Consider the following 19908-nt stretch of genomic DNA (forward strand, 5'->3'; position numbering starts at 1 on the left):
AGCACCAGAAGGACGGCTAGAAGGACGCCAAGAAGGACGGCTAGTCGGACGGTTGGGCGCCCCCTCGGGCGCGTCGGACGGTGGCGCGCAGGGGGCCCACGGGGTGCAGGACCACGCCGAAGAAGGTGGAGTGCGGGAGCTCCTGGAAGTCCAGGTCGTAGGCGGGCAGCAGGAGTTCGAGCAGGCAGAGCATCTCGCGGTAGGTGAACTGCTGGCCCAGACAGGCCCGGGCGCCGAGGCCGAAGGGGTAGAAGGCGCCGAGCTGACCGGGGCGCCGGCCCGGGTCGATGAAGCGCCAGGGGTCGAACACCTCCGGCTCCGGCCAGATGTCGGGGTCGCGGTGGGTCAGGTAGGGAGAGCTGAGCACGTGGCTGCCCGCCTCGATCCGGTAACCGCCGATCGTGTCGTCCACCGCCGCGTGGCGGGGGATCAGCCAGACGGCGGGGTGCAGCCGCATGGTCTCGTTGACCAGTGCGGTGAGCACCTCGCGGCGCTGCTCGGGCGAGCCGGTGCGGCAGACGTCGAGCACCCGCTCCCTGACGTCGGGGTGCTGTTCGAGCCGGAGGAAGAGCCAGGACAGCGTCTTGGCGGTGGTCTCGTGCCCGGCCACCAGCAGGTTGACCAGTTCGTCGCGGATCAGCCGATCGGTGTACTCCGGCCTGGTCCGCGCCGCTTCCAGGAAGACCCGGAGCAGTCCGTCCCCGGCCTCGCCCTCGGCCTTGCCCCCGAGCCGCTCCCTGGCGTCGGCGATCGCGCGGGCGCAAGCGGAGTCGATCCGTGTCAACGCGGCCGTCACCGCTTCCTGGTCGGCCGGGGCGGTCGCCGTGAGTGCGGAGAGGTGGACCGCCACCTCGTTCATGGCGTCGAGTTCACGATGGGTCGCGTCGTCCAGCGGATCCCCGGTGAGGGTGCGCCAGATGGCGTCCAGGGCGAAGAACTGCACGTCGGCGCCGACATCGGTGGGCTCGCCGGTACGGGCACACTCGGCCCAGCGCCGCTCGGTGCGCGCGGCCGCCTCGGTGATCCGCTCTTCCCAGCGGCGCAGTCCGACCGAGGTGAACTGACTCTGGAGCAGCCGTCGTTGCTGTTTCCACCGCTCGCCGCCGGCCGCGATCACACCCTCGCCGAGCAGTAGCCCGGCGCGGTGCGACTGCTTGACGTACCCCTCCGGGTGCTGCGCGAGCACGTGTTGGACCTGCTCGGGGCCGGTGACCAGCACCGTGCGGCGCGGGCCGAGGGTGAAGGCGGCCAACGGGCCCAGTTCGGCCGCTCGGGCGAGGAGTTCGACCAGTTCGCCGCCACGGGCCTGCCAGGCCGCCACCTCCTCCGGCGGCAGTTCGGGCAGGGGCGCTCCGGGCGGTGGGCCCGGCCGGACCCGGGGGATCGGACGGTCGGAGGCCGTGGTCATCGGGTCTCCCCAGGTAGGCCCGGTGCGCGCCGTCGACGCGGCGCGGCAGGGCGAGGACGTGACGCAACGGATCCTATGCGACACGGTGCGCCACCGATGGTCGTCCCGGCGCGGCCGTCCCCGCCGAGTGGGCCGGGGTTCGAAGAAGCCGCGATCGCCGTGGTGCGGACGGGAGATGATGACCCCCTACGAGCGCGCGGACCGGTACGGACGGAACGCGCGGGGTGTGAGGGGCGGGCACGTGGACGGTGGGAGCGGGGCGCCGGGCGCGGCGCTCGCCGAGCTGCGCCGGCGGCTGGGTGACGGCCTCGCCCTGGCCGGCCTGACCAAGACCCGACTCGCCGCCCGGGCCCGACTGGGGCGCACGACCGTGCACGACGCCCTGAGCGCCCGGGCCCCGGTGCCCTCGGCGGCCACCGTCGCGGCCCTCGCCGCGGCGCTCGGTCTTCCGGGCGCCGAACTGCTGGAACTGCGCCGGCGCGCGGCCGGGGCCCCGGATGCCCAGGAGGAGGCGGCCGGGCCCGGTCGCCTCGGCAAGCCGATCGGCGACTGGGACCCGCACCACCTGGAGGTCCATCCCGCCGGACCCGGGGCCGGCCACCAGCCCGTTCCGGCGCTGTCGGGATACGTGTCCAGGGACCACGACCGGGAGCTCGCCGAAGTCGTCGGCGCGGCGGGAGCGGGCCACCGCCAGATGATGGTGCTCGTCGGATCGTCCTCGACGGGCAAGACGCGGGCGTGCTGGGAGGCCGTACAGCCGTTGGCGGCGCGGGGGTGGTGGCTGTGGCACCCCTTCGACCCGTCACGGGTGGAGGCCGCGGTCGAAGACCTCGCCCGCGTCGGTCCCCGCACCGTGGTGTGGTTGAACGAGGCCCAGCACTACCTCGGTGACCCCCTCCACGGCGAGCGCGTCGCGGCCGCCCTCCACGGGCTCCTCACCACCACGGACCGCGGCCCGGTGCTCGTACTGGGCACCCTGTGGCCGGAGTACGAGCGCCGGTACACGGCCCCGCCGGCACCCGGCGCGCCCGATCCCCACAGCAGGGTGCGGGAACTCCTGTCGGGCCGGGTCCTCGCGGTGGCGGACACCTTCGACGAGCAGGCGCTGCGCGAGGCGAGCGTCCGCGCGGCGGCGGGAGATCATCTGCTGGCCGACGCGCTCGGCCGGACCCGGACGAGCGGGCGGGTGGCCCAGGACCTGGCGGGCGCCCCGCTGCTCCTCCACCGCTACCTGACGGCGAGCCCAGCGGCCAGGGCGCTGCTCGACGCGGCCGTGGACGCGCGGCGCCTGGGGGTCGGGCTCCACCTGCCCGAGCGGTTCCTGAGGGAGGCCGCCCTGGACTACATCGGCCAGGAGGACTACGACGCCCTTCAGGACACGGTCGATGGGGAGCGGGCGGCGTTGGCCGAGTTGGCACAGCCGGTCCACGGCAAGCAGGCCCCGCTGCGCCCCGCGGGGCCCCGGCCCGCCCGGCGTTCCCCCGACGGGTCCGCTCCCGCCGAAGGAGCGGGCGCCGGGCGGATGTTGCGGCTCGCCGACTACCTCGAACAGTACGGTCGCGATGCCCGGCGCCGACTGTGCCCGCCCGCTTCGTTCTGGAGCGCCGCCCTCGCGCACCTCGCGCACCCCGGCGACCTCCGCGCCCTGGCCGAGCAGGCCGAGCGCCGCCACCGGCTCCGCTGGGCCCACCACCTGCGCCTGCGGGCGGAGGCCGGCGAGCGAGCCGCGTTGCCCCAGCGGGGGGCGACGGCCGAGGAGCGCCTCGACGAACTGGTGGACCTGGTGTGGGACCGCCCGAACGGGCGGCCGTCCCAAGCCGGGGCCGCCTTCGCCCGGGACATGGCTGCCCGGGGGCCCGTGACCCTGTACGAGAGGGGGGTCCGGCAGGTGGAGGCGGGAGAGCCGGTGCGGGCCGAGCGGCTCTTACGCGAGGCCGTGGGAGCCGGCCGGCTCGAAGCCCTGTGCGACCTGGCGTCGCTCCGCGAGGAGGCCGGGGATCCGCAGGAGGCGGAAGAGCTGGGGCGACGGGCGGAGGGCGGGGGTGACGGGGCGGAGGCACTGTTCGCGCTGGCCGTGCGACGAGCGGCCACCGGCGACGTCGCCGCCGCCGAATCCCTGTTCCAAGAGGCGCGGGAGCGGGGACATGCCCGAGCGCTGCGGGCCCTGGTGGTCCTGTGGGAGCGTTCGGGTCGCACCGACGAAGCGGAGGCCCTCGCCCGGGTGGCGGCCGGCGACCGTCGGCCCGAGGCGCTGCGCGACCTGGCGGTGCTGCGCGCCAATGCCGGCGACCTGGCGCGCGCGGAGCCCCTCTTCCGCGCGGCCGCCGACGCCGGCCACCCGTACGCCCTGCGGGATCTGATCCGGTGGCGGGACGAGAGCGGCGACGCACCCGGTGCCGAGGACCTCGCCCGGCAGGCCGTGCACCGGGCGTTCGACGGCTTCCACCCGCTGCACCAACTGGCGCGCTGGCGGGACCGGGGCAGTGTGCGCGCCGACACCGAACCGTTCTACCGCGAAGCCGCGGCGCTCGGGGACGACGACGCCCTGTTGGACCTCGCCGTGTCGCGGGAACGGGACGGGCGGCACGCGGACGTGGAGGGCCTCTACCGCGAGGCGGCGGCCACCGAAGACGTCCAGGCCCTGTACCTGCTGGTGCGGCGCTACGAGCGCGGTGGAGCCCCGGCGCAGCAGCTCGACGCCCTCTACCGCGGTGTCGCGGACACCGGTCGCTACGCGTTGGCCTTCGACCTCCACTCCCGGTGGCCCTACGGGTTGGACCCCGACGGCGCGCCCACCCCGCCATGGTCCGCCGCGTATGCGGAGGACGACAGGGAAGACGAGAGGGAGGACGAGGAATGAGGTGTCCAATGGATCACCAACTCCGTTTGCCAGTACTTGACTTGGCTTTGCCGAGCCTGACCGGGCCTTGGTTTACCGCGACCGGGTTGTTGGCTAGTCTGACGGCCGGAAGCTGGTCCCCGTGTCCCCGGTCGAAGTGGTTGCCGGGCCGGCGGGTCGGGATCGCGCGAGCTCGACGCACCCGCGCAGGCGTGGGTGCGGGAAGTTGGCGTCCGGCAGGCAGTCGTGGCCGCCGGAGGACATCGGACGTGACGGGAGGGCCGCGTTGGACGGGCGTGTGACCGGCCGGCCGACGCGTGCCGTGCTCCCCCCGGTGCTGAGCCTGTGGCTCGGGTCGATCGCCGCTCTTGCCGCACTGGTCGTCGTGGTGCTGGGGGTCCGGTACGCCGACGACAGCCGGCCCGCCACGGTGGACTCCCGGATCGGGGGAGTGGTGGACGGCCTGCGGCCGTCGCCGTGGAGCCATGTCGCCCTGGCCCTGGACTTCCTGGGGGAGCCCGCGGGGTCGGTGGTGCTGGTCGCCGCCGTGGTGACGGGGTGCCTGCTGCTACGACGCCGCCGCGCGGCCGTCCTCCTCGTCGCCGGTGTCGCCCTGACCGTGGGGACCACGACCCTGCTCAAGTACGTGGTGGGGCGCACCATCAACGGCGGCTACCTGTCCTACCCGAGCGGACACACCGCCTTCCTCACCGCGCTCGTCCTCGTGCTGGCACTGCTCGTGACCGGCCGCCTCGGTCTCGGCAAGGCGGCCGGCACACTGCTCGTACTCGCCGCGGCGCTGGTGGGCGGAGCGGCCATGGGGTGGGCGCAGGTGGCCCTGGGTGCGCACTACCCGACCGACGCGCTCGGCGGATGGTGCACCGCCCTCGCGGCGATCCCGGCCGTCGCGTGGCTGGTCGACCGTGCGGCCGACCGGTTGGTCCACGTCGGTGGACGGGAGCGCCACTGACGTGGCGCGCCATGACGGACCTTCAGAAGCCGTTCACATGACGTCACTTCATGACAAGCGGCGGAACACGGGCTTCACCGGTCGGCCGCCCAGCCAAGGGGTGGGATCGCCGGCGTCCAGTGCCTTCCGGTACAGCGCACACGCCTGGGCCACCACGTCCACGGTGTGGTCGATGTCGGCCTCGTCGAGCGCACTGCTCACCACGAACGACGGGGCCAGCACCCCGCCCGCGAGGAGCCGGCGCAGGAACAGGGTGCGGTACGGCTGCGACGGCCGCATGTCCTCGCCGAGGGTGGCGAAGACCAGGTTGCTGGCCCGGCCGTGGACCAGGACGTGGTCGCCGACGCCCATGCCCGCCGCGGCGTCGCGGACACCGGCGGCCAGCCGCTCGCCGAGGGCGTGCAGCCGCGCGGTGATCCCCTCCTCGACGTAGGTGCTCTGCACGGCCATCGCGGCGGCCAGCGAGTGCGTTTCCGCGCCGTGCGTGGTGGACAGCAGGAACACCCGGTCGCCCTCGTGGCGCAGACCGCCCCGTTCCATCACGTCCCGGCGCCCGGCCAGTGCGGAGACGGCGAAGCCGTTGCCCAGCGCCTTGCCGAAGGTCGAGAGGTCGGGAACGACGCCGTACATGCTCTGGGCACCCGCCTCGGACCAGCGGAAGCCGGTGATCATCTCGTCGAAGACGAGGAGGCAGCCGTGCCGGTCCGCCAGCTCCCGCAGCCCGGCGAGGTAGCCGGGCGGCGGCTCGGTGTGGCCCGCGGGTTCGAGGATCAGGCAGGCGACCTCGCCCTGGTAGCGGGTGAGCACCTCCTCGGTGGCGGCCAGGTCCCCGTAGGGGAACGCCACGGTCAGCTCGCGGATCGCCGCCGGAATGCCGGCGGACATCGGCGTCGTGCCGATGAACCAGTCGTCCACGGAGAGGAACGGCTGGTCCCCGCAGATCGCCACCCGCGGACGCCCGGTCACGGCGCGGGCCAGCCGTACCGCGGCCGTGGTGACGTCGGAGCCGTTCTTGGCGAACTTCACCATCTCGGCGGTCGGCACCGTCTCCAGGAACCGCTCCGCGGCCTCCACCTCCACGATGGAGGGCCGGGCGAAGTTGCTGCCGCGGTCGAGCTCCCGCCGCACCGCTTCCAGCACCCGCGGGTGGGCGTGACCGAGACTGACCGACCGCAGGCCGGAGCCGTACTCGACGTAACGGTTGCCGTCGACGTCCCACACGTGGGCGCCGCGGCCGTGGCTGATGACCGGCGCCAGGTTCTCGGGGTACTGGTCGTCGCCCTTGGCGTAGGTGTGCGCGCCGCCGGGCACCACGGCGTGCAGCCGCTCGCTCGCCGCCCGCGACCGCGGCAGGGAGAACTCCGTTTCGCTCATGCCGACGTCACCCCTTCCCCTGCTTCAGGGCCTCGGCGAGGCCCGGTGCCTTCCGGTCCCGCTCGGACATCGAGGTGACCGGCAGCGGCCACGGAACAGCGAGCTCCGGGTCGTCGAAGGCGATCGTCACGTCCTCGGTCGGATCGTGCGGGCGGTCGATCCGGTACGAGACGTCGGCGGTCTCGGTCAGCGCCTGGAAGCCGTGCGCGCACCCCGCCGGTACGTACAGGGTCACCTGCGTGTCGCCGGACAGCTCGAAGGTGGCCACGTTGCGGTAGGTCGGCGAGTCCGCACGCAGGTCCACGACGACGTCGAAGACCTTTCCGTACGAGCACCGCACCAGCTTGGCCTCGCCGGCGCCCGAGCGCAGGTGCAGCCCGCGCAGCACGCCACGGACCGAGCGGGACAGGCTGTCCTGGACGAAGGAGTGCGGGTCCAGGCCCACCGAGCGGACCACGTCGACGTCGAAGGTGCGGCAGAAGAAGCCGCGTTCGTCGGAGTACGGCGTCGAGGCGAAGAGGTACGCGCCGGCGATCGCCGGCACTTCGGTCGCCGTCATTCCGGTCGCTGTCGCAGCGGGTGCTGTCGCAGCGGTTGCTGTCGTTCCGGTCGTTTTCAATCCGGCTGCTTTCGTCTCGGGCACATTCACGGAGCCTCCCGCAAGGAGCGGTCGCGGTCGTGTGATCGGGTGTTGGTGTGAACGTTGTCCGGGAAGAGGGCTGCGGTCAAGGCCGCGAACTGGTGCTTGACTTGCTGCGCCGCGATCAGGTTCCGCTCGGCGAGGGTCTTCCTCAGGTCCGCCGCGTTCTCCTCCAACTCCCGGAATTGCGCGAGCAGTCGGTCCGCGTCGACCTCGCGGGCCGGGTGGCTGTACGCGCCCAGCCCCATCCGCTCCATCAGCGCCTCGCTCTTCGTCGCGTAGCTGAGCGCGAGGGTCGGCGTGCCGACCTTCAACGCGCTGATGAGGTTGTGGTAGCGGATGGCCACCGCCGTGTCGACCGAGGCCATCTCCTTCATCAGGTCGTCCAGCGAGGACGTCTCGGCAGCGGTCACCAGCGGCGAGTCCACCGCGTCGAGGATCGCGACGACCACCTCCGCGTCGACCCGGTCCCCGGTCAGCAGCCGGACCGGCCTGCCGTCCTCGACCAGCGTGCGGACGAACCGGATCGTGCCGTCGAGGTAGCGCCGGTGGATCTCCTCGGCCCGGGCGCGATCGTCGTCGCCGCCGTGGAAGGCCATGACCCCGACGCAGACCGGACCGGCCGGCGGACCCGAGGGCACGTCGGTCGCCGGCCTCGGCAGGGAGAAGGCGAGGTCCGGGTAGACCTCGTCGCGCGCGGTGTCCACGCCCATCGCCCGCATCGCGTCGCGGGAGGGCGCGTCGCGGTACGACCGGTACGCCGCCAGCCGCGCCGACCAGCGCACCAGCGTCCGGGTCGGCCGGTTGCCGATCGCGGCCGCACCGACGCTGACCAGCGCGACCCGGGTGCCCAGCAGCCGGCCGGAAGCGCACAGCAGGAACAGGGAGTACGGGAAGCCCCACGGCCGCAGCGGCAGCGTGGCCTCCAGCACCCCCATGCCCGGCACGATCACCACGTCGTGCCGGCGGACCCAGGCGGCGGTCCGGACGACGTCGACGAGCTTGCCCACGCCCTTCGCCGCGACCGACCCCGCCCGCGACGCGGTCCGGTACTCCCCGCGGAACCAGTGCAGCCGCGTGGCGGGGATCCCGTACCGGGTCGCCACGACCTCGGCTCCGCCGCACAGCGCGTCCACGACCGCGTCCGGGTGGTCCTCGCGCAGGTACCCGAGCACGGCTTCGAGGGAGGCGTCGTTGCCGAGGTTGCCGGAGCCGAGCAGGCCGAAGAGGCCCACGCGCACCGGAGCTCCCTTCGGGGACCTCATGCCGGCCTCCCTTCGCGGCCGGCGACGAGGGCGTCGACGGAGACCGTGAGCAGCGCCGGGTCCACCGGGGCGCGGTCCTCCACCCGCTCGCCGGCGCCCGGCCGGGCCCGGCTGGTCATCCAGGCGGCCAGGTGGCGGTAGCAGGCACGCCGGTCCGAGGCGGAGAGCGGCGCCCGCCGGACCGCCGAGACGAAGCCCCACACGTACTCGGCGAGCAGCCGGGCCGTCGGGTGCAGCGGACCGGCCCGCAGCGGATCCAGGTTGGCGCAGCGGGAGCGCTTGCTCGGGTTCGCCCGCTCGGCCCGGTTGGGGTGGTCGCGGCGGAAGTACAGCAGTTCCGGCACCTGGTGGAAGCGGCCGTGCAGGGCGATCTCGGCGACGTAGGTGCGGTCCGCGTGGTGGTAGCTGTCGAGCGGCTTCACCCGGCGCAGGACGTCGGCCCGCAGCACCCCGTAGAAGTCGTCGCCGCCGGGCTCGAACAGCAGGCTGCGAAAGCGCACCGGCGCGGACGGCGACCCGGTGGCCAGGGTGTAGTCGTAGGGGATGGTCACCTGGCCGTCCCCGTCGATGACCGCCTGGTCGGCGTGGGCGCAGATCACGTCGGGCCGCTCGTCCAGCGCCTCCACGCAGCGCTTGAGCAGGTCCCGGGCGTACAGGTCGTCGTGCGAGGCCCACTTGAAGAGCTCGCCGCGGCACTCGTTGAACACGTGGTTGTGGTTCGGCGAGGCGCCGATGTTCCGGGGCAGCCGGAGGTAGCGGATGCGCGAGTCCTTCGCGGCGTACCGGTGGCAGATGTCCCGGGTCCCGTCGGTCGAGGCGTTGTCGGAGATGACGAGCTCGAAGTCCTCGTACGTCTGGCCGAGCAGGGCGTCGAGCGACTCGGCCAGGTACTCCTCGCCGTTGTACACGGGCAGGCCGATGCTCAACCGCGGATGGGCGGTCATGGTGTCCTCACTTCACGGATGGAATCTTGGTGGTGCTCGCGCAGGGCGGAGCGCAGTTGTAGCCACCACACGGCCGAGCTGCTGAGCGTCGCGGCGGCGACGCCCCAGGACGAGCCGACCGTGCCCGCTACGACCGCCCCGCCGACGCCGCCGCCGGCATAGCAGGCGGAGGCGAACATCTGGCAGCGCAGGCTGCGCCGGGCCGCGCCGAGCGCGCGCAACCCGGCGGCCGCTCCGGTGCCGATGCTGGCACCCGCGACGCCGAGCGTGGCCGGGACGATGAGCTGTGAGGCGGCGGGCCAGACCTCGCCGAGCACGAGCTCGCCGAGCCGGTCGGGGACCAGCAGCAGGGCGGCGCCCCACAGCAGGGCGGCGCCGGCCTGCCCGCCGCCGAGCAGGAGGCAGAACCTGCCCAGGCGGTGCGCGGCCTGCCGCAGCACCCGGGCCGCCTCCGCGACGGTGACCAGCGACAGCCCCATCAGCACCGCGAGGAACGGGCCGAGCAGCAGCTCGGCGCCCCGGACGGCGCCCACCGAGGTGACCCCGACGATCGCGCCGAGCCCGTACGCCCGGATCTGGTAGGCGCCGCTGAGGCCGACGTTCTCGGCCAGGTACCGGTAGCCGAGGTCGCGCTGCTCGCGCAGCCACCCGCGGGCGCCGCTCACCTGGGGCCGGATGCCCGACTGGAAGCAGCCGTACACCGCGGCCACCGCGGCGGACCCGCCCCAGGCGAGCACGAAGGCGGCCACGGTGCCCACGCGGGCCGCGACCAACAGGGCCGGGACGAGCGCGACGCCCCACACGAGGTCGTTGGTGAAGGCCTTCTTCCCGATCCCCGCGGCGAAGAACGAGTACCGCCAGGCGTCCTGGATCAGCAATCCCGGCAGCACGACGCCGAGGCAGGCCAGAGCCGCCCCCACGCTGCCACCGAGGCTCAGCCCGATCGCCAGACACGCCACGCCGAGGGCCGTCCCGACGCCGAGCGCGGTACCCGAGGACCGGGCCACCGCCGAGCGCCAGGAGGCCTCCGGCACGCCGCTGAAACGGACCACGAGCGGGTCGGTGGCCAGCCCGCGGGAGACGTTCAGCACCACGCCGTAGGTCACCCAGGCCAGGCTGAACACGCCGAAGGCGGTCGGCCCCAGCGAGCGGGCCACGTAGATGCCCACGGCGAAGTTGCTGATGCTGGAGGCCGCCTGGTCGGCCAGCCCCCAGGACAGCCGGCCCACCATGGCCCGCTTCGCGGTGCGCGGAGCCGGCACCGCCGGGCCCGCCGCATCCGCCGCATCCGCAGTCGTCGTATTGTCCCCTTCTGTGGTCATGGACTCACGCCTTGATCAGACCGGCACCGCGCAGGGCGTCGGCCGCCACGGCGACGGTGTCGAACGCCAGCCCCGCGCGCTCGGCGACGTCCAACAGGCTGTGCTCGCCGTCGGAGAGGCTGAGCACCCAGAGCATGGCCATCTGGGCCTGCTTCGCGTCGCTGCGCCCACCGAGCGAGTCGTACAGACCGCGCCGACCCAACTGCGGTTCGCCGTACGGACTGAGGTTGAGGTAGCTCCGGTTGCGGTCCAGCACGCCGAACGCCTCGCGGCAGACGGCGAGCGTGTCCGTCATCGCCTCGGGGGAGACGAAGTCCGGATTGTCGGCCGAGGTGTGGTACTCGGGGTAGCCGGCGTACGGGGTCCGGCTGAGCGAACCCACCCCGAGGTCGAAGCCCGGCGAGCAGTACTGCCGCTCGTCGTAGCCGTACGGGGTGAACTCGGTGATCCGGTGCGGGCGTTCGGAGGTGCGCAGCACGTGCTGGAGCACCCGGTCGATCTCCGCGTCGCCGCGCCTGCTCTGCTTGTAGGTGAGCTGGCCCGAGTCCCCGGCGCAGGCCAGCACCAACCCGTGCTTGACCTTCTCCACCCGCTCCGCGTTGCGGGCCAGCCAGGTGATCGCCCCGATGGTGCCGGGAGCGAAGATGAACCGGTAGGTGTAGTACGGCGTCCGCTCGGCCAGCTCCCGCGCCAGGTACGTCGCCACCGCGACGCCCGCCAGGTTGTCGTTGGCCAACGACGGGTGGCAGACGTGGCAGGAGACGATCACCTCCTCCGAGACCTGCCCGGGGACCACGTGCTCGGCGTAGGTGAGGTGGCCGTCGGCGAGCGTGGAGTCGATGCGCACCTCGTAGTCGCCGTCCGGCAGCGCGTCCAGGGTCTCCTGGGCCAGGCAGAAGCCCCACTGCGGCGTGTAGTAGCTGGTGCGGTACGGCACCCAGCTCGGCTGCTCCGGCAGGGTGTGCAGGTGCGGGCGCAGCTCGGCCAGCGGCATGGTCGCCGACACCGGCGTGCTGTAGCCGAGCACGTGCAGGCTGGACGCCGCGAAGTCGACGACCCGGTTGCCCGCGGCGTCGGCGACGTACGCGTCCCGGATGTTCCACTCCTGGGGCACGGTCCAGTCGAGCACCTGCGTCCCGGTCGCCACCTCGTGCACCTGGAGCGGCAGGTACTCGCCGATGATGTCCAAGGTGGCGCGCACGCCGTCGCCCGTGATGCTCCGGCAGAGCGGGTACAGCCGCTCCACCAGGGCGTGCATCTCCTCGCCGACCACGGTCATCGGCGCCACCGCAGGGTCTCGTCGACCGCGCCGGAGTCGGACGCCGAGCGCAGCACGGCCAGCCGGGTGAAGCGCTGGTCGAAGGCCTCCTGGGTCAGCCCGTGCGTGCGGTAGGCCTCGGCGAGTTCGAGCGCGCCCTGCTTGACCGTCCACTCGCAGTCGAAGCCGGGGATCGCGGCCCGGAACCGGGCGAAGTCCACCCGGTACGAGCGCGGGTCGGCGCCGTTCTCCCCGGTGATCCGCACCTTGGAGCCCGGCACCGCCTCGGCGACCTGCTCGGCGATCTGGGCGACGGTCACGTTGTTGACCTCGCTGCCGATGTTGAACGCACGGTCGTGGACCGCCTCCCGCGGCGCGACCAGCGCCGCCGCGAAGGCCCGCGCGATGTCGACGGCGTGCACCAGCGGGCGCCAGGGGGTGCCGTCGGAGAGCACCAGCACCTCGCCGGACAGCAGCGCGTGCCCCACCAGGTTGTTCAGCACGATGTCGGCGCGCAGCCGGGGCGAGTAGCCGAAGGCGGTGGCGTTGCGCATGTACACCGGGGTGAAGTCGCCGTCGGCCAGCGCGTGCAGGTCGTCCTCCACCCGCACCTTGGACTCCGCGTACGGCGTCACGGGGCGCAGCGGGGCGTCCTCGGCCACCAGGCCGCCGCCGCCGGCGGCGCCGTAGACGGAGCAGGTCGACGCGTACAGGAAGCGCCGCACACCGGCGTCGCGGGCCAGCTGCGCCAGGCGCACGGACGCGTGGTGGTTGATGTCGTAGGTGAGGTCCGGGGCCAGCGCCCCCAACGGGTCGTTGGACAGAGCGGCCAGGTGGATCACCGCGTCGACCCCGGCCACGTCCTCGGCCGTGACGTCGCGCAGGTCCACCCGACGCCCCGGCGGGTCCGCGGGCTGCGGACCCAGCACGCAATCGGCGAACAGGCCGGCGTCGAGACCGACGACCTCGTGCCCGGCGGCCGCGAGGACCGGGGCCATCACGGTGCCCAAGTAACCCTGGTGTCCGGTCAGTAGTACGCGCATGGTTCATCCCCCCAGATGGAGCGTGAGTTTGGTGACGGCGAACGCCTCGGCGTACCGCGCGTGGCATTCGATGCCGCGGATCCGGGCGAGACCGAGGAAGGCCTCCCGGTCGTACCAGGGCCGGTGGCGCTGCGAGGGGTAGTGCTCCTGGAGCAGCTGCACCTTCCGTTCGGCGAGCTCCGGCGACAGCGGCTGGTAGGCCACCGGACGCCCGAGGTCGCCGTCCCACTTGACGATCTCGTAGCCGAGCACGAGGTGGTCGCGGAAGGCGGTGGTCATCAGCTGCGCCAGGCCGCGGTGGTCCTGGTGCGCGTCGTCGGTGCGCGGCGCCAGGATCAGGTCCGGGTCGCTCTGCGCGCGCAGTTCCTCGACCGCGGCCTTCGCCTCCTCCCAGCGTGCGGGCAGCAGGCCGTCCGGCAACTTCAGTACGGTCAGGCGCAGGTCGGCTCCCGGGCAGAAGGCGGCGAGCGCGGCCCGCTCCTCCTCCTCGCGCTCGCTGCCACCGCCGGACAGCACCAGCGCGTCGACCCGGATGCCCGGCCGCGCCTGGCAGAGCGCCAGCAGGGTGCCACCGGCGCCGATGGCGATGTCGTCGCAGTGCGCCCCCACCGCGACGATCCGCTCCAGGGGCTCTGCCCCGAGCCGGATCACGCGGTCCCCGCCCTGGCGCCGGGGACGCCACCGGTGGTGCCCGCACCCGCGTCGCGCTCCCACACGGCCCAGGGGCGGTCACCGTGGGCGTAGGCGGCGTCGAGTAAGGCGCGCTCCTTCACGGTGTCGGTCGGCTTCCAGAAACCGCGGTGCTGGTGCGCCACCAGCCGTCCCTGCTTGGCCAGTTCGGTGCAACCGTCGGCGACCAGGTCACCGTTCTCGGGTATGTGGTCGAAGATCTCCTGGCGGAGCACGAAGTAGCCCCCGTTCTCCCACAGCGGCAGCTCGCTCACCGCGGTGATGCCCTCCACCAGGCCGTCCTCGCCCAGCTCCACGCAGTGGAACGAGGACTGCGGCGGCACCACCATCATCGACGCCCCGGCGTCGCGCTGGGAGAACCGTTCGATCATCTCCGGCAGCGGGGCGTCGGTGAGCACGTCGGCGTAGTTGGCGAGGAACATCTCGTCGCCGTCCAGGTGTTCGCGCACCCGGCGCAGCCGCTCACCGATCGGCGACTCGATGCCGGTCTGCACGAAGGTGATCGTCCAGGAGGATATGTCGGTGGACAGCAGCTCGGCCCGCCCGCCCCGCAGCACGAAGTCGTTCGAGGTGGTCTCTTCGTAGTTGAGGAAGAACTTCTTGATGTGGTCCGCGCCGTAACCGAGGCACAGGATGAACTCCGTGTGCCCGTAGTGCGCGTAGTAGCGCATGACGTGCCAGATCAGCGGCCGCGGGCCGACCATGGCCATCGGCTTGGGCACGTCGTCGGAGGATCCGCTGCGCATGCGCATCCCGTAACCGCCGCAGAACAGTACGACCTTCATGCCTTGACCTCGACAATGCTCAGTTCCGGAATGGGGAAGACCAGGCGACCGCCCCAGTCGTGTACGAAGGACAGCTGCTCGATCAGCTCGTCCCGCAGGTTCCACGGGAGGATGAGCACGTAGTCGGGCTTGTCCACCGCGATCTGCTCGGGGGCCAGGATCGGGATGCGCGCGCCCGGGGTGAACCTGCCGTGCTTGTACGGGTTGCGGTCGACCGTGTAGGCGAGCAGGTCGGGCCGGATCCCGCAGTGGTTGAGCAGGGTGTTGCCCTTGCCCGGAGCGCCGTAGCCGACGACCGTCTCGCCGTTCTCGGCCGCGTCGATGAGGAACCGCAGCAGGTCCCGGCGCACCTTCGCCACCCGGGCGGAGAACTCGGTGTACCCGGACAGCTCCTGGAGCCCGGCGGCCTCCTCCCGGGCCAGCACGTCCGCCACCCGCCGCGTCGGCTCGCCGGCCACCTCGGCCGGCCGCGCCCACAGTCGGATGGAGCCGCCGTGCGTGGGCAGCAACTCGACGTCCACCAGAGCCAGTCCACCGCTCGCCAACGCCCGGATGGCGGAAGCGACGGTGTAGTACTGGAAGTGCTCGTGGTAGATCGTGTCGTACTGGTTCTCCTCGATCAAGGTCAGCAGGTGCTGGACTTCGATGGAGACCCAGCCGTCGTCCGCGACCAGGGCGCGCAACCCCCGGGTGAACCCGACCACGTCGGGGATGTGCGCGTACACGTTGTTCGCCGCGACCAGGTCCGCCGGCCCGTGCTCGGCCCGTACGGCCGCCCCGGTGTCCGGGTCCAGGAACGCCGTCAGCGTGGGCACGCCCGCCTCGCGCGCCGCGGCGCCCACGTTCACCGACGGCTCGACGCCCAGGCAGCGGATCCCCCGGTCCACCACGTGCTTGAGCAGGTAGCCGTCGTTGCTCGCGACCTCGACCACGAAGGAGTCGGGTCCCAGGCCCACCCGCTGCGCGGCATCGGCGACGAAGGTGCGCGCGTGCTCCACCCAGGACGTCGAGTAGGACGAGAAGTAGGCGTACTGCGTGAACGTCTCCTCCGGCGTGATCAGCGGAGGGATCTGCGCGAGCCAGCAATCGGTGCATACCCGCAGGTGCAGCGGGTACGCCGGCTCCGGCCGGTCCAGTTCCTCCGCGGCGAGAAAGCTCTCGCACGGCGGGGTCGCCCCCAGGTCGACGACGCTCGCCAGCGTCTCCGATCCGCAGAGTCGGCATCGTGTCATCAATTGCCCCCATCCCTGCCCGCGCGGGTGCCCCGTCGCGAGCCAACGTGTGCATTTCCTACCGGCGGCGCACCGTCCCCGCCGCCGGACCGCACCGCGATCGCGGTGCGGTACCCCTCCAGCAGGCGCTCCAGCCCGACGGTCGGGCTGAACCCCTGCTCGTACCGGCGCCGGGCCGCCAGCCCCATCTCCCGGTTGCCGGCCGGATCGGTCGCGATCCGGCGCATGCGGGCCGCCAGCGAGGAGACCTCGCCCGGTCGGTGCAGCAGCCCGCTCACCCCGTCCTCGACCAGCTCGACGAAGGCGCCGTGGCCGGCGGCGACGGCCGGGACCCCGGCCGCCATCGCCTCCACGACCACCAGGCCGAACGCCTCCAGCCAGGTCGAGGGAGCCACCACCGCGACCGAGCGCGCGATGGCCTCCCCGCACTGGGCCGGGTCGTAGAGGCCGACGTAGCGCACGTCCTCCCGGCCCGCCGCCCAGGCGGCCACCTCCCCTTCCAGCGGCCCCGTACCGGCGATCACGAGCGGTACGCCCACCCCACCGTCCGCGGCGAGCTCGTCCCACGCGGCCATCAGCAGCCGCACGCCCTTGACCTCCGCGAGGCGGCCCAGGTAGAGCAGGTGCTCGCCGGCGCCCGAGCGGCGCACGGCCGGTTCGGGCACGAAGTTGTGCTTCACCCCCAGCCGCTCGGCCGGCATGCCGGCCCGCACCAGGACCTCCCGCTGGGCCGCGGAGATGCAGAAGAACCGCTCCACGCCCGACCACCACCGCCGCCGGTTGACCGACAGGCTGACCGCGAGCGGCACCGTCGCCAGCCGGGAGCCGCGGTAGCAGCCGTGCCGGACGGCGGGCAGCGGAGCCCCGCCGATGCAGTCGGTGCACGGTCGACCGTCCCGCTGGAGCGTGCCCGGCGGGCATACCTGCGTGTAGTTGTGCAGGGTGGCGACGGCGGGCACGCCGGCGTCGGCGCAGGCGGCCAGCACCGCGGGGGAGAGCAGCGGGAAGACGTTGTGGACGTGCACCACGTCCGGCCGATCGGCGCGCAGCCTCGCGGTGAGCTCCGTGCGGACCGCCGGGTTCCAGGGGACCAGCAGCGGGATCGCGGCCTTGGACACCAGGGACCGGCCGCCGATGTCGTCACTGCGCCGCTCGAACACCTCGACCCGGTGACCGGCGCCGCGCAGCAGCGCGACCTCCTGGTCGACGACCTTGTTCTCCCCGCTCGGCTGCGCCGACGCGTAGCGGTTGTGCACCACGAGAACGTGCATGCTCATTTCACCTCCGAAGTCCGGGTCCAGTGGGGCAGGCGTCGGCGCGCGGCCGCGGCCGCGGGCGTCGACGGGGCGGCGGCCGTGGCGGGCGCCGCCAGCAAGGAGGCGGCGACGGTCAGGTGCAGCAGGTACGGCGAGGCGTCGCCCAGCCCGGCCTCGGTGTAGGAGGCGATCGAGCAGTAGCTGACCAGGAAGATCGCGCAGGCCCGCTGGAGCGAGGGCGGGCGCAGCAGCGCGACGCCGCCCAGCACGATGATGGCGGCCGCCACCAGCGCGGTGCCGACCATGCCCTGTTCGTTGTAGACGGCCAGCCAGCTGTTGTCGATCGGCAGCCCGCCGTAGGACTTGTCTCCCAGGCCCGCGCCGAAGAGCTCCTGCAGGGTCGTCCGGGGGGCGGCCAACAGCGCGTCCCAGACCTTGGCACGGCCCGTGAGGTTGGAGAAGTTCTCCTGGCTCTGTCCGCGCAGGAACCACGCCTGGAGGGCCGAATTGAGCACCACGGCGACGAAGGTGGAGATCACCACCGCCCAGGCGAAGAACCGGCGGGCCGCGGCGCTGGTCAGCACGAGCGAACCGATCGCCAGCACCAGCCCGACCAGCAGGCCGAGCGTCGCCGTACGGGTATGGGTCAGGGCGAGCAGCACGATGGAGGGCACGATGACCGCCGCCGCACTGGCGCCGCTGGTGCGCCGACCCAGCAGGAGCAGCACGGTCAGCCCGATGATCACCGCGGCGTACTGGCCGATCTGCGGCGGGGTCAGCGGCCACAACGCGCCCACCAGCCGCCCGCCGTAGAGGTCCGGCAGGGCCGCGCCCGGAGAGATGAGCAGGCCGGCGGCGACCGACGCGAGCACCGCGAAGTACAGCCGGATGTGGTGGCGCACGAACCGGTCGTCGCCGTCCCACCAGCGACTGAGCAGCCACAACGTGCCGATGAAGAGCCCGAGGCGCGTGCAGCGGAACAGCGCGCCGAAGCCGGACTCCAGGTTCACGCTGGAGATCACGCTCGGCACCAGCAGGAGGGTGAGCAGCAGCAGGAAGGCACTGGCGCGCACCCGCAGCCGGAGATTGAGCAGCAGCGCCAGCGCGAACGCGACCACCAGCGAGCCCATCGTGGCCATCTGGATGAGGGAGCGGGGCAGCGGCACGATGGTCACCGCTCCGGCGGAGCCCAGCGTGTTGAGTATCAGCAGCCCCCAGGCGATCGCGACGCCCTTCGGCGCGCCCGCGGGGGGCGCCCCGGCGTCGGACCGCGCCGCCGCGGCGTCCGGTCCGTCCACCGGCCCGTCGAGCGTGACCTCCGCGGTCATCTCAACCACCGTCCTGCGGCGAGAAGGTGCTGCCCGCGTCCTGCTGGTACGGCGCGCCCTGCCACTGCGCGAAGTCGAGCTCCCGGCTCGGGTCGTGGGCGATGAAGCTCCACGGCCCGGAGTAGACGTTGTCGTGCCAGCGGTTCTGCTGCTCGCGGGTGATCGCCTCCGCCACCGGCTCGCCCTTGTACGGGGACCAGTCCGGGTACGTCCCGTAGTTGGCCAGCACCGCCATGCGGCCGCACTTCACCGCGCACCCGACGACGGAGGTGTCCAGGACGAAGCGGTTGTGGTGGATGTCCACCCGCTGGGTCTTCCACCGGCAGTCGGCGTAGAGCGGTGCGCCGGCGATCGCGGGCTGCGCGCAGCTGGCGATGGACTTCACCAACAACGTGCAGTCACCGGAAGAGGTGTTGGCCGGGCTGTTGCAGAACCGGTCGGCGTTCTCCCACAGGGTGATCCCGGACCAGTTGTTCTCGAACAGGTTCTCGTACACCTCGATCTTGTCCGTCCGGGCCGGGACCCGTGGTTCACCTCCGGATTCCGACAAGTAGACCGTCGCGAAAGGGAAGTTGTCGCCGTCATTGGCCTTCTTGCGGCCCTCGACCCAGTTGTTCCGCCGGATCGTGTTCTTGCGGATGACCGCGTTGTAGCTGGTCTCGTAGATCAGCGCGGCGCCGTCATTGGCTTCCAGCACGTTCTCCTCGATGCGGAAGTCGTTGTTGTTGGTGTCCGCCCAGATCCCGGGTCCGCGGTTGTCGTGCACCCAGTTGCCCCGTACATCGGCGCCGTTGACCGCCCAGAACTTGATGCCTCCGGTGCATCCGCACCCGGGCTGGCGCCGCTCCCAGTCGTCCGTGTCGTTGCCCACGATCTCGTTGCCCTCCACCACCAGGTGGGTGATCGGGCTGCCGGACTTGTAGGCGTTCAGACCGTACTGCCCGTTGCCGCGAAGGCAGTTGGCCCGGACCTGCTGGCGGGCGCCGGCCATCAGCGCGGCGCCGGCGTTGTTCTGGATCGTCGCGTGCTCGATCACCCACCCGTCGGCCGAGTCGTGGTTGACCACGCCCTCGTTCTGCGGCGCGATGAAGCCCTGCACCGTCAGGAAGCGGATGGTCACGTCGACACCGCCACCGCCGAACGCGTACTGGTTGCTCTTCTGGCCGTCGAGCACCGCGCCCGGCGCGCCGAGATAGGTGTCCCCGTCCTTGGGGATGACCTGGGCGTAGCGGTCCGGATCGAGCTTGTGCGTCCCCGGCCCGATCCAGAACGTGGTCTTCGGAGGGCTGCTCTTGGTCTTCTCCGCCAGGTCGCCGACGACCGCGGGGTCGACCGCCACCGCCCCCGCCGGCGCCTGCGCCGGAGCGGCCGCGGGCTTGTCGCACACCCGGGCCACGGGCGTGGCGGTGGCCCCGGAAGAGGGCGCGCCGGACGCGGGCGACTTCCCGGACGGCTCCGACCGGTCGTCCGCCGTGCTCGTACAGCCGGTCACCGCGAGCAGGACCAGCAACAGCTGCGCCGTCGGCATCGCCCAGTGCCCCCTCTTGATCAAGA

16 protein-coding genes are annotated in these 19908 nt (G+C 72.7%); 2 read left to right on the top strand and 14 right to left on the bottom strand.

The window, feature by feature from the left end:
* Positions 1 to 40 precede the first annotated feature (40 nt).
* Positions 41 to 1408 (bottom strand): cytochrome P450, encoded by a 1368-nt coding sequence (locus ACIQWR_RS23450; protein ID WP_404012689.1) that lies wholly within the window; start codon positions 1406 to 1408, stop codon positions 41 to 43.
* 241 nt (positions 1409 to 1649) lie between these two features.
* Between ACIQWR_RS23450 and ACIQWR_RS23455 the strand changes: the two genes are divergently transcribed.
* Both ACIQWR_RS23455 and ACIQWR_RS23460 read left to right on the top strand, forming a co-directional pair.
* Positions 1650 to 4268, top strand: coding sequence for a helix-turn-helix domain-containing protein (locus ACIQWR_RS23455; protein ID WP_404012693.1), 2619 nt, complete (start codon positions 1650 to 1652; stop codon positions 4266 to 4268).
* Positions 4269 to 4545: 277 nt separating this feature from the next.
* Entirely contained in the window at positions 4546 to 5217 is a 672-nt protein-coding gene (locus ACIQWR_RS23460) for a phosphatase PAP2 family protein (protein ID WP_404013276.1), read from the top strand.
* 48 nt (positions 5218 to 5265) lie between these two features.
* Here ACIQWR_RS23460 and ACIQWR_RS23465 read toward each other — a convergent pair whose 3' ends face one another.
* From ACIQWR_RS23465 to ACIQWR_RS23525, 13 genes are all read right to left on the bottom strand, one after another.
* Positions 5266 to 6591 (bottom strand): glutamate-1-semialdehyde 2,1-aminomutase, encoded by a 1326-nt coding sequence (locus tag ACIQWR_RS23465; protein ID WP_404012696.1) that lies wholly within the window; start codon positions 6589 to 6591, stop codon positions 5266 to 5268.
* Positions 6592 to 6598: 7 nt separating this feature from the next.
* Complete coding sequence (gene rfbC / locus ACIQWR_RS23470) at positions 6599 to 7150, bottom strand: dTDP-4-dehydrorhamnose 3,5-epimerase (RefSeq protein ID WP_404012699.1); 552 nt, start codon at positions 7148 to 7150, stop codon at positions 6599 to 6601.
* 86 nt (positions 7151 to 7236) lie between these two features.
* Positions 7237 to 8496 carry a polysaccharide pyruvyl transferase family protein gene (locus ACIQWR_RS23475; RefSeq protein WP_404012702.1) on the bottom strand — a complete coding sequence of 420 codons (1260 nt, stop codon included), beginning with the start codon at positions 8494 to 8496 and terminating at the stop codon, positions 7237 to 7239.
* Complete coding sequence (locus ACIQWR_RS23480; protein WP_404012705.1) at positions 8493 to 9440, bottom strand: glycosyltransferase family 2 protein; 948 nt, start codon at positions 9438 to 9440, stop codon at positions 8493 to 8495. Before ACIQWR_RS23480 ends, ACIQWR_RS23475 begins: the two co-directional genes overlap by 4 nt.
* Positions 9437 to 10762 (bottom strand): hypothetical protein, encoded by a 1326-nt coding sequence (locus ACIQWR_RS23485; RefSeq protein ID WP_404012708.1) that lies wholly within the window; start codon positions 10760 to 10762, stop codon positions 9437 to 9439. The genes ACIQWR_RS23480 and ACIQWR_RS23485 overlap by 4 nt, the downstream gene beginning before the upstream one ends.
* A 4-nt stretch (positions 10763 to 10766) precedes the next feature.
* Complete coding sequence (locus ACIQWR_RS23490; RefSeq protein ID WP_404013279.1) at positions 10767 to 12041, bottom strand: DUF4910 domain-containing protein; 1275 nt, start codon at positions 12039 to 12041, stop codon at positions 10767 to 10769.
* Positions 12038 to 13063, bottom strand: a complete 1026-nt coding sequence (locus tag ACIQWR_RS23495; RefSeq protein WP_404012710.1) for an NAD-dependent epimerase/dehydratase family protein — start codon at positions 13061 to 13063, stop codon at positions 12038 to 12040. Before ACIQWR_RS23495 ends, ACIQWR_RS23490 begins: the two co-directional genes overlap by 4 nt.
* Positions 13064 to 13066: 3 nt before the next feature.
* Positions 13067 to 13714, bottom strand: a complete 648-nt coding sequence (locus ACIQWR_RS23500) for a PIG-L deacetylase family protein (RefSeq protein ID WP_404012713.1) — start codon at positions 13712 to 13714, stop codon at positions 13067 to 13069.
* Complete coding sequence (locus ACIQWR_RS23505) at positions 13711 to 14538, bottom strand: sugar phosphate nucleotidyltransferase (protein ID WP_404012715.1); 828 nt, start codon at positions 14536 to 14538, stop codon at positions 13711 to 13713. The genes ACIQWR_RS23500 and ACIQWR_RS23505 overlap by 4 nt, the downstream gene beginning before the upstream one ends.
* Positions 14535 to 15770: a methyltransferase domain-containing protein gene (locus ACIQWR_RS23510; RefSeq protein WP_404012718.1), complete on the bottom strand. Its 1236-nt coding sequence runs from the start codon at positions 15768 to 15770 to the stop codon at positions 14535 to 14537. Before ACIQWR_RS23510 ends, ACIQWR_RS23505 begins: the two co-directional genes overlap by 4 nt.
* Positions 15770 to 17041, bottom strand: a complete 1272-nt coding sequence (locus tag ACIQWR_RS23515) for a glycosyltransferase (protein ID WP_404013281.1) — start codon at positions 17039 to 17041, stop codon at positions 15770 to 15772. Before ACIQWR_RS23515 ends, ACIQWR_RS23510 begins: the two co-directional genes overlap by 1 nt.
* A 2-nt stretch (positions 17042 to 17043) precedes the next feature.
* On the bottom strand, positions 17044 to 18354 hold the full coding sequence (locus tag ACIQWR_RS23520) for an O-antigen ligase domain-containing protein (RefSeq protein WP_404012721.1): 1311 nt from the start codon (positions 18352 to 18354) through the stop codon (positions 17044 to 17046).
* Position 18355: 1 nt separating this feature from the next.
* Positions 18356 to 19882, bottom strand: a complete 1527-nt coding sequence (locus tag ACIQWR_RS23525; protein WP_404013284.1) for a right-handed parallel beta-helix repeat-containing protein — start codon at positions 19880 to 19882, stop codon at positions 18356 to 18358.
* Positions 19883 to 19908 lie beyond the last annotated feature (26 nt).

It is taken from the genome of Streptomyces sp. NPDC098789 (genome assembly GCF_044759975.1).
In the GTDB taxonomy this organism is placed as follows: Bacteria; Actinomycetota; Actinomycetes; order Streptomycetales; family Streptomycetaceae; genus Streptomyces.

What these genes read in the sequence shown, in the direction of transcription:
- ACIQWR_RS23450 (WP_404012689.1), bottom strand. Translation starts at nt 1,408, where the DNA reads ATGACCACGGCCTCCGACCGTCCGATCCCCCGGGTCCGGCCGGGCCCA.
- ACIQWR_RS23465 (WP_404012696.1), bottom strand. Translation starts at nt 6,591, where the DNA reads ATGAGCGAAACGGAGTTCTCCCTGCCGCGGTCGCGGGCGGCGAGCGAG.
- rfbC (WP_404012699.1), bottom strand. Translation starts at nt 7,150, where the DNA reads ATGACGGCGACCGAAGTGCCGGCGATCGCCGGCGCGTACCTCTTCGCC.
- ACIQWR_RS23475 (WP_404012702.1), bottom strand. Translation starts at nt 8,496, where the DNA reads ATGAGGTCCCCGAAGGGAGCTCCGGTGCGCGTGGGCCTCTTCGGCCTG.
- ACIQWR_RS23480 (WP_404012705.1), bottom strand. Translation starts at nt 9,440, where the DNA reads ATGACCGCCCATCCGCGGTTGAGCATCGGCCTGCCCGTGTACAACGGC.
- ACIQWR_RS23485 (WP_404012708.1), bottom strand. Translation starts at nt 10,762, where the DNA reads ATGACCACAGAAGGGGACAATACGACGACTGCGGATGCGGCGGATGCG.
- ACIQWR_RS23490 (WP_404013279.1), bottom strand. Translation starts at nt 12,041, where the DNA reads ATGACCGTGGTCGGCGAGGAGATGCACGCCCTGGTGGAGCGGCTGTAC.
- ACIQWR_RS23495 (WP_404012710.1), bottom strand. Translation starts at nt 13,063, where the DNA reads ATGCGCGTACTACTGACCGGACACCAGGGTTACTTGGGCACCGTGATG.
- ACIQWR_RS23505 (WP_404012715.1), bottom strand. Translation starts at nt 14,538, where the DNA reads ATGAAGGTCGTACTGTTCTGCGGCGGTTACGGGATGCGCATGCGCAGC.
- ACIQWR_RS23510 (WP_404012718.1), bottom strand. Translation starts at nt 15,770, where the DNA reads ATGACACGATGCCGACTCTGCGGATCGGAGACGCTGGCGAGCGTCGTC.
- ACIQWR_RS23515 (WP_404013281.1), bottom strand. Translation starts at nt 17,041, where the DNA reads ATGCACGTTCTCGTGGTGCACAACCGCTACGCGTCGGCGCAGCCGAGC.
- ACIQWR_RS23520 (WP_404012721.1), bottom strand. Translation starts at nt 18,354, where the DNA reads ATGACCGCGGAGGTCACGCTCGACGGGCCGGTGGACGGACCGGACGCC.
- ACIQWR_RS23525 (WP_404013284.1), bottom strand. Translation starts at nt 19,882, where the DNA reads ATGCCGACGGCGCAGCTGTTGCTGGTCCTGCTCGCGGTGACCGGCTGT.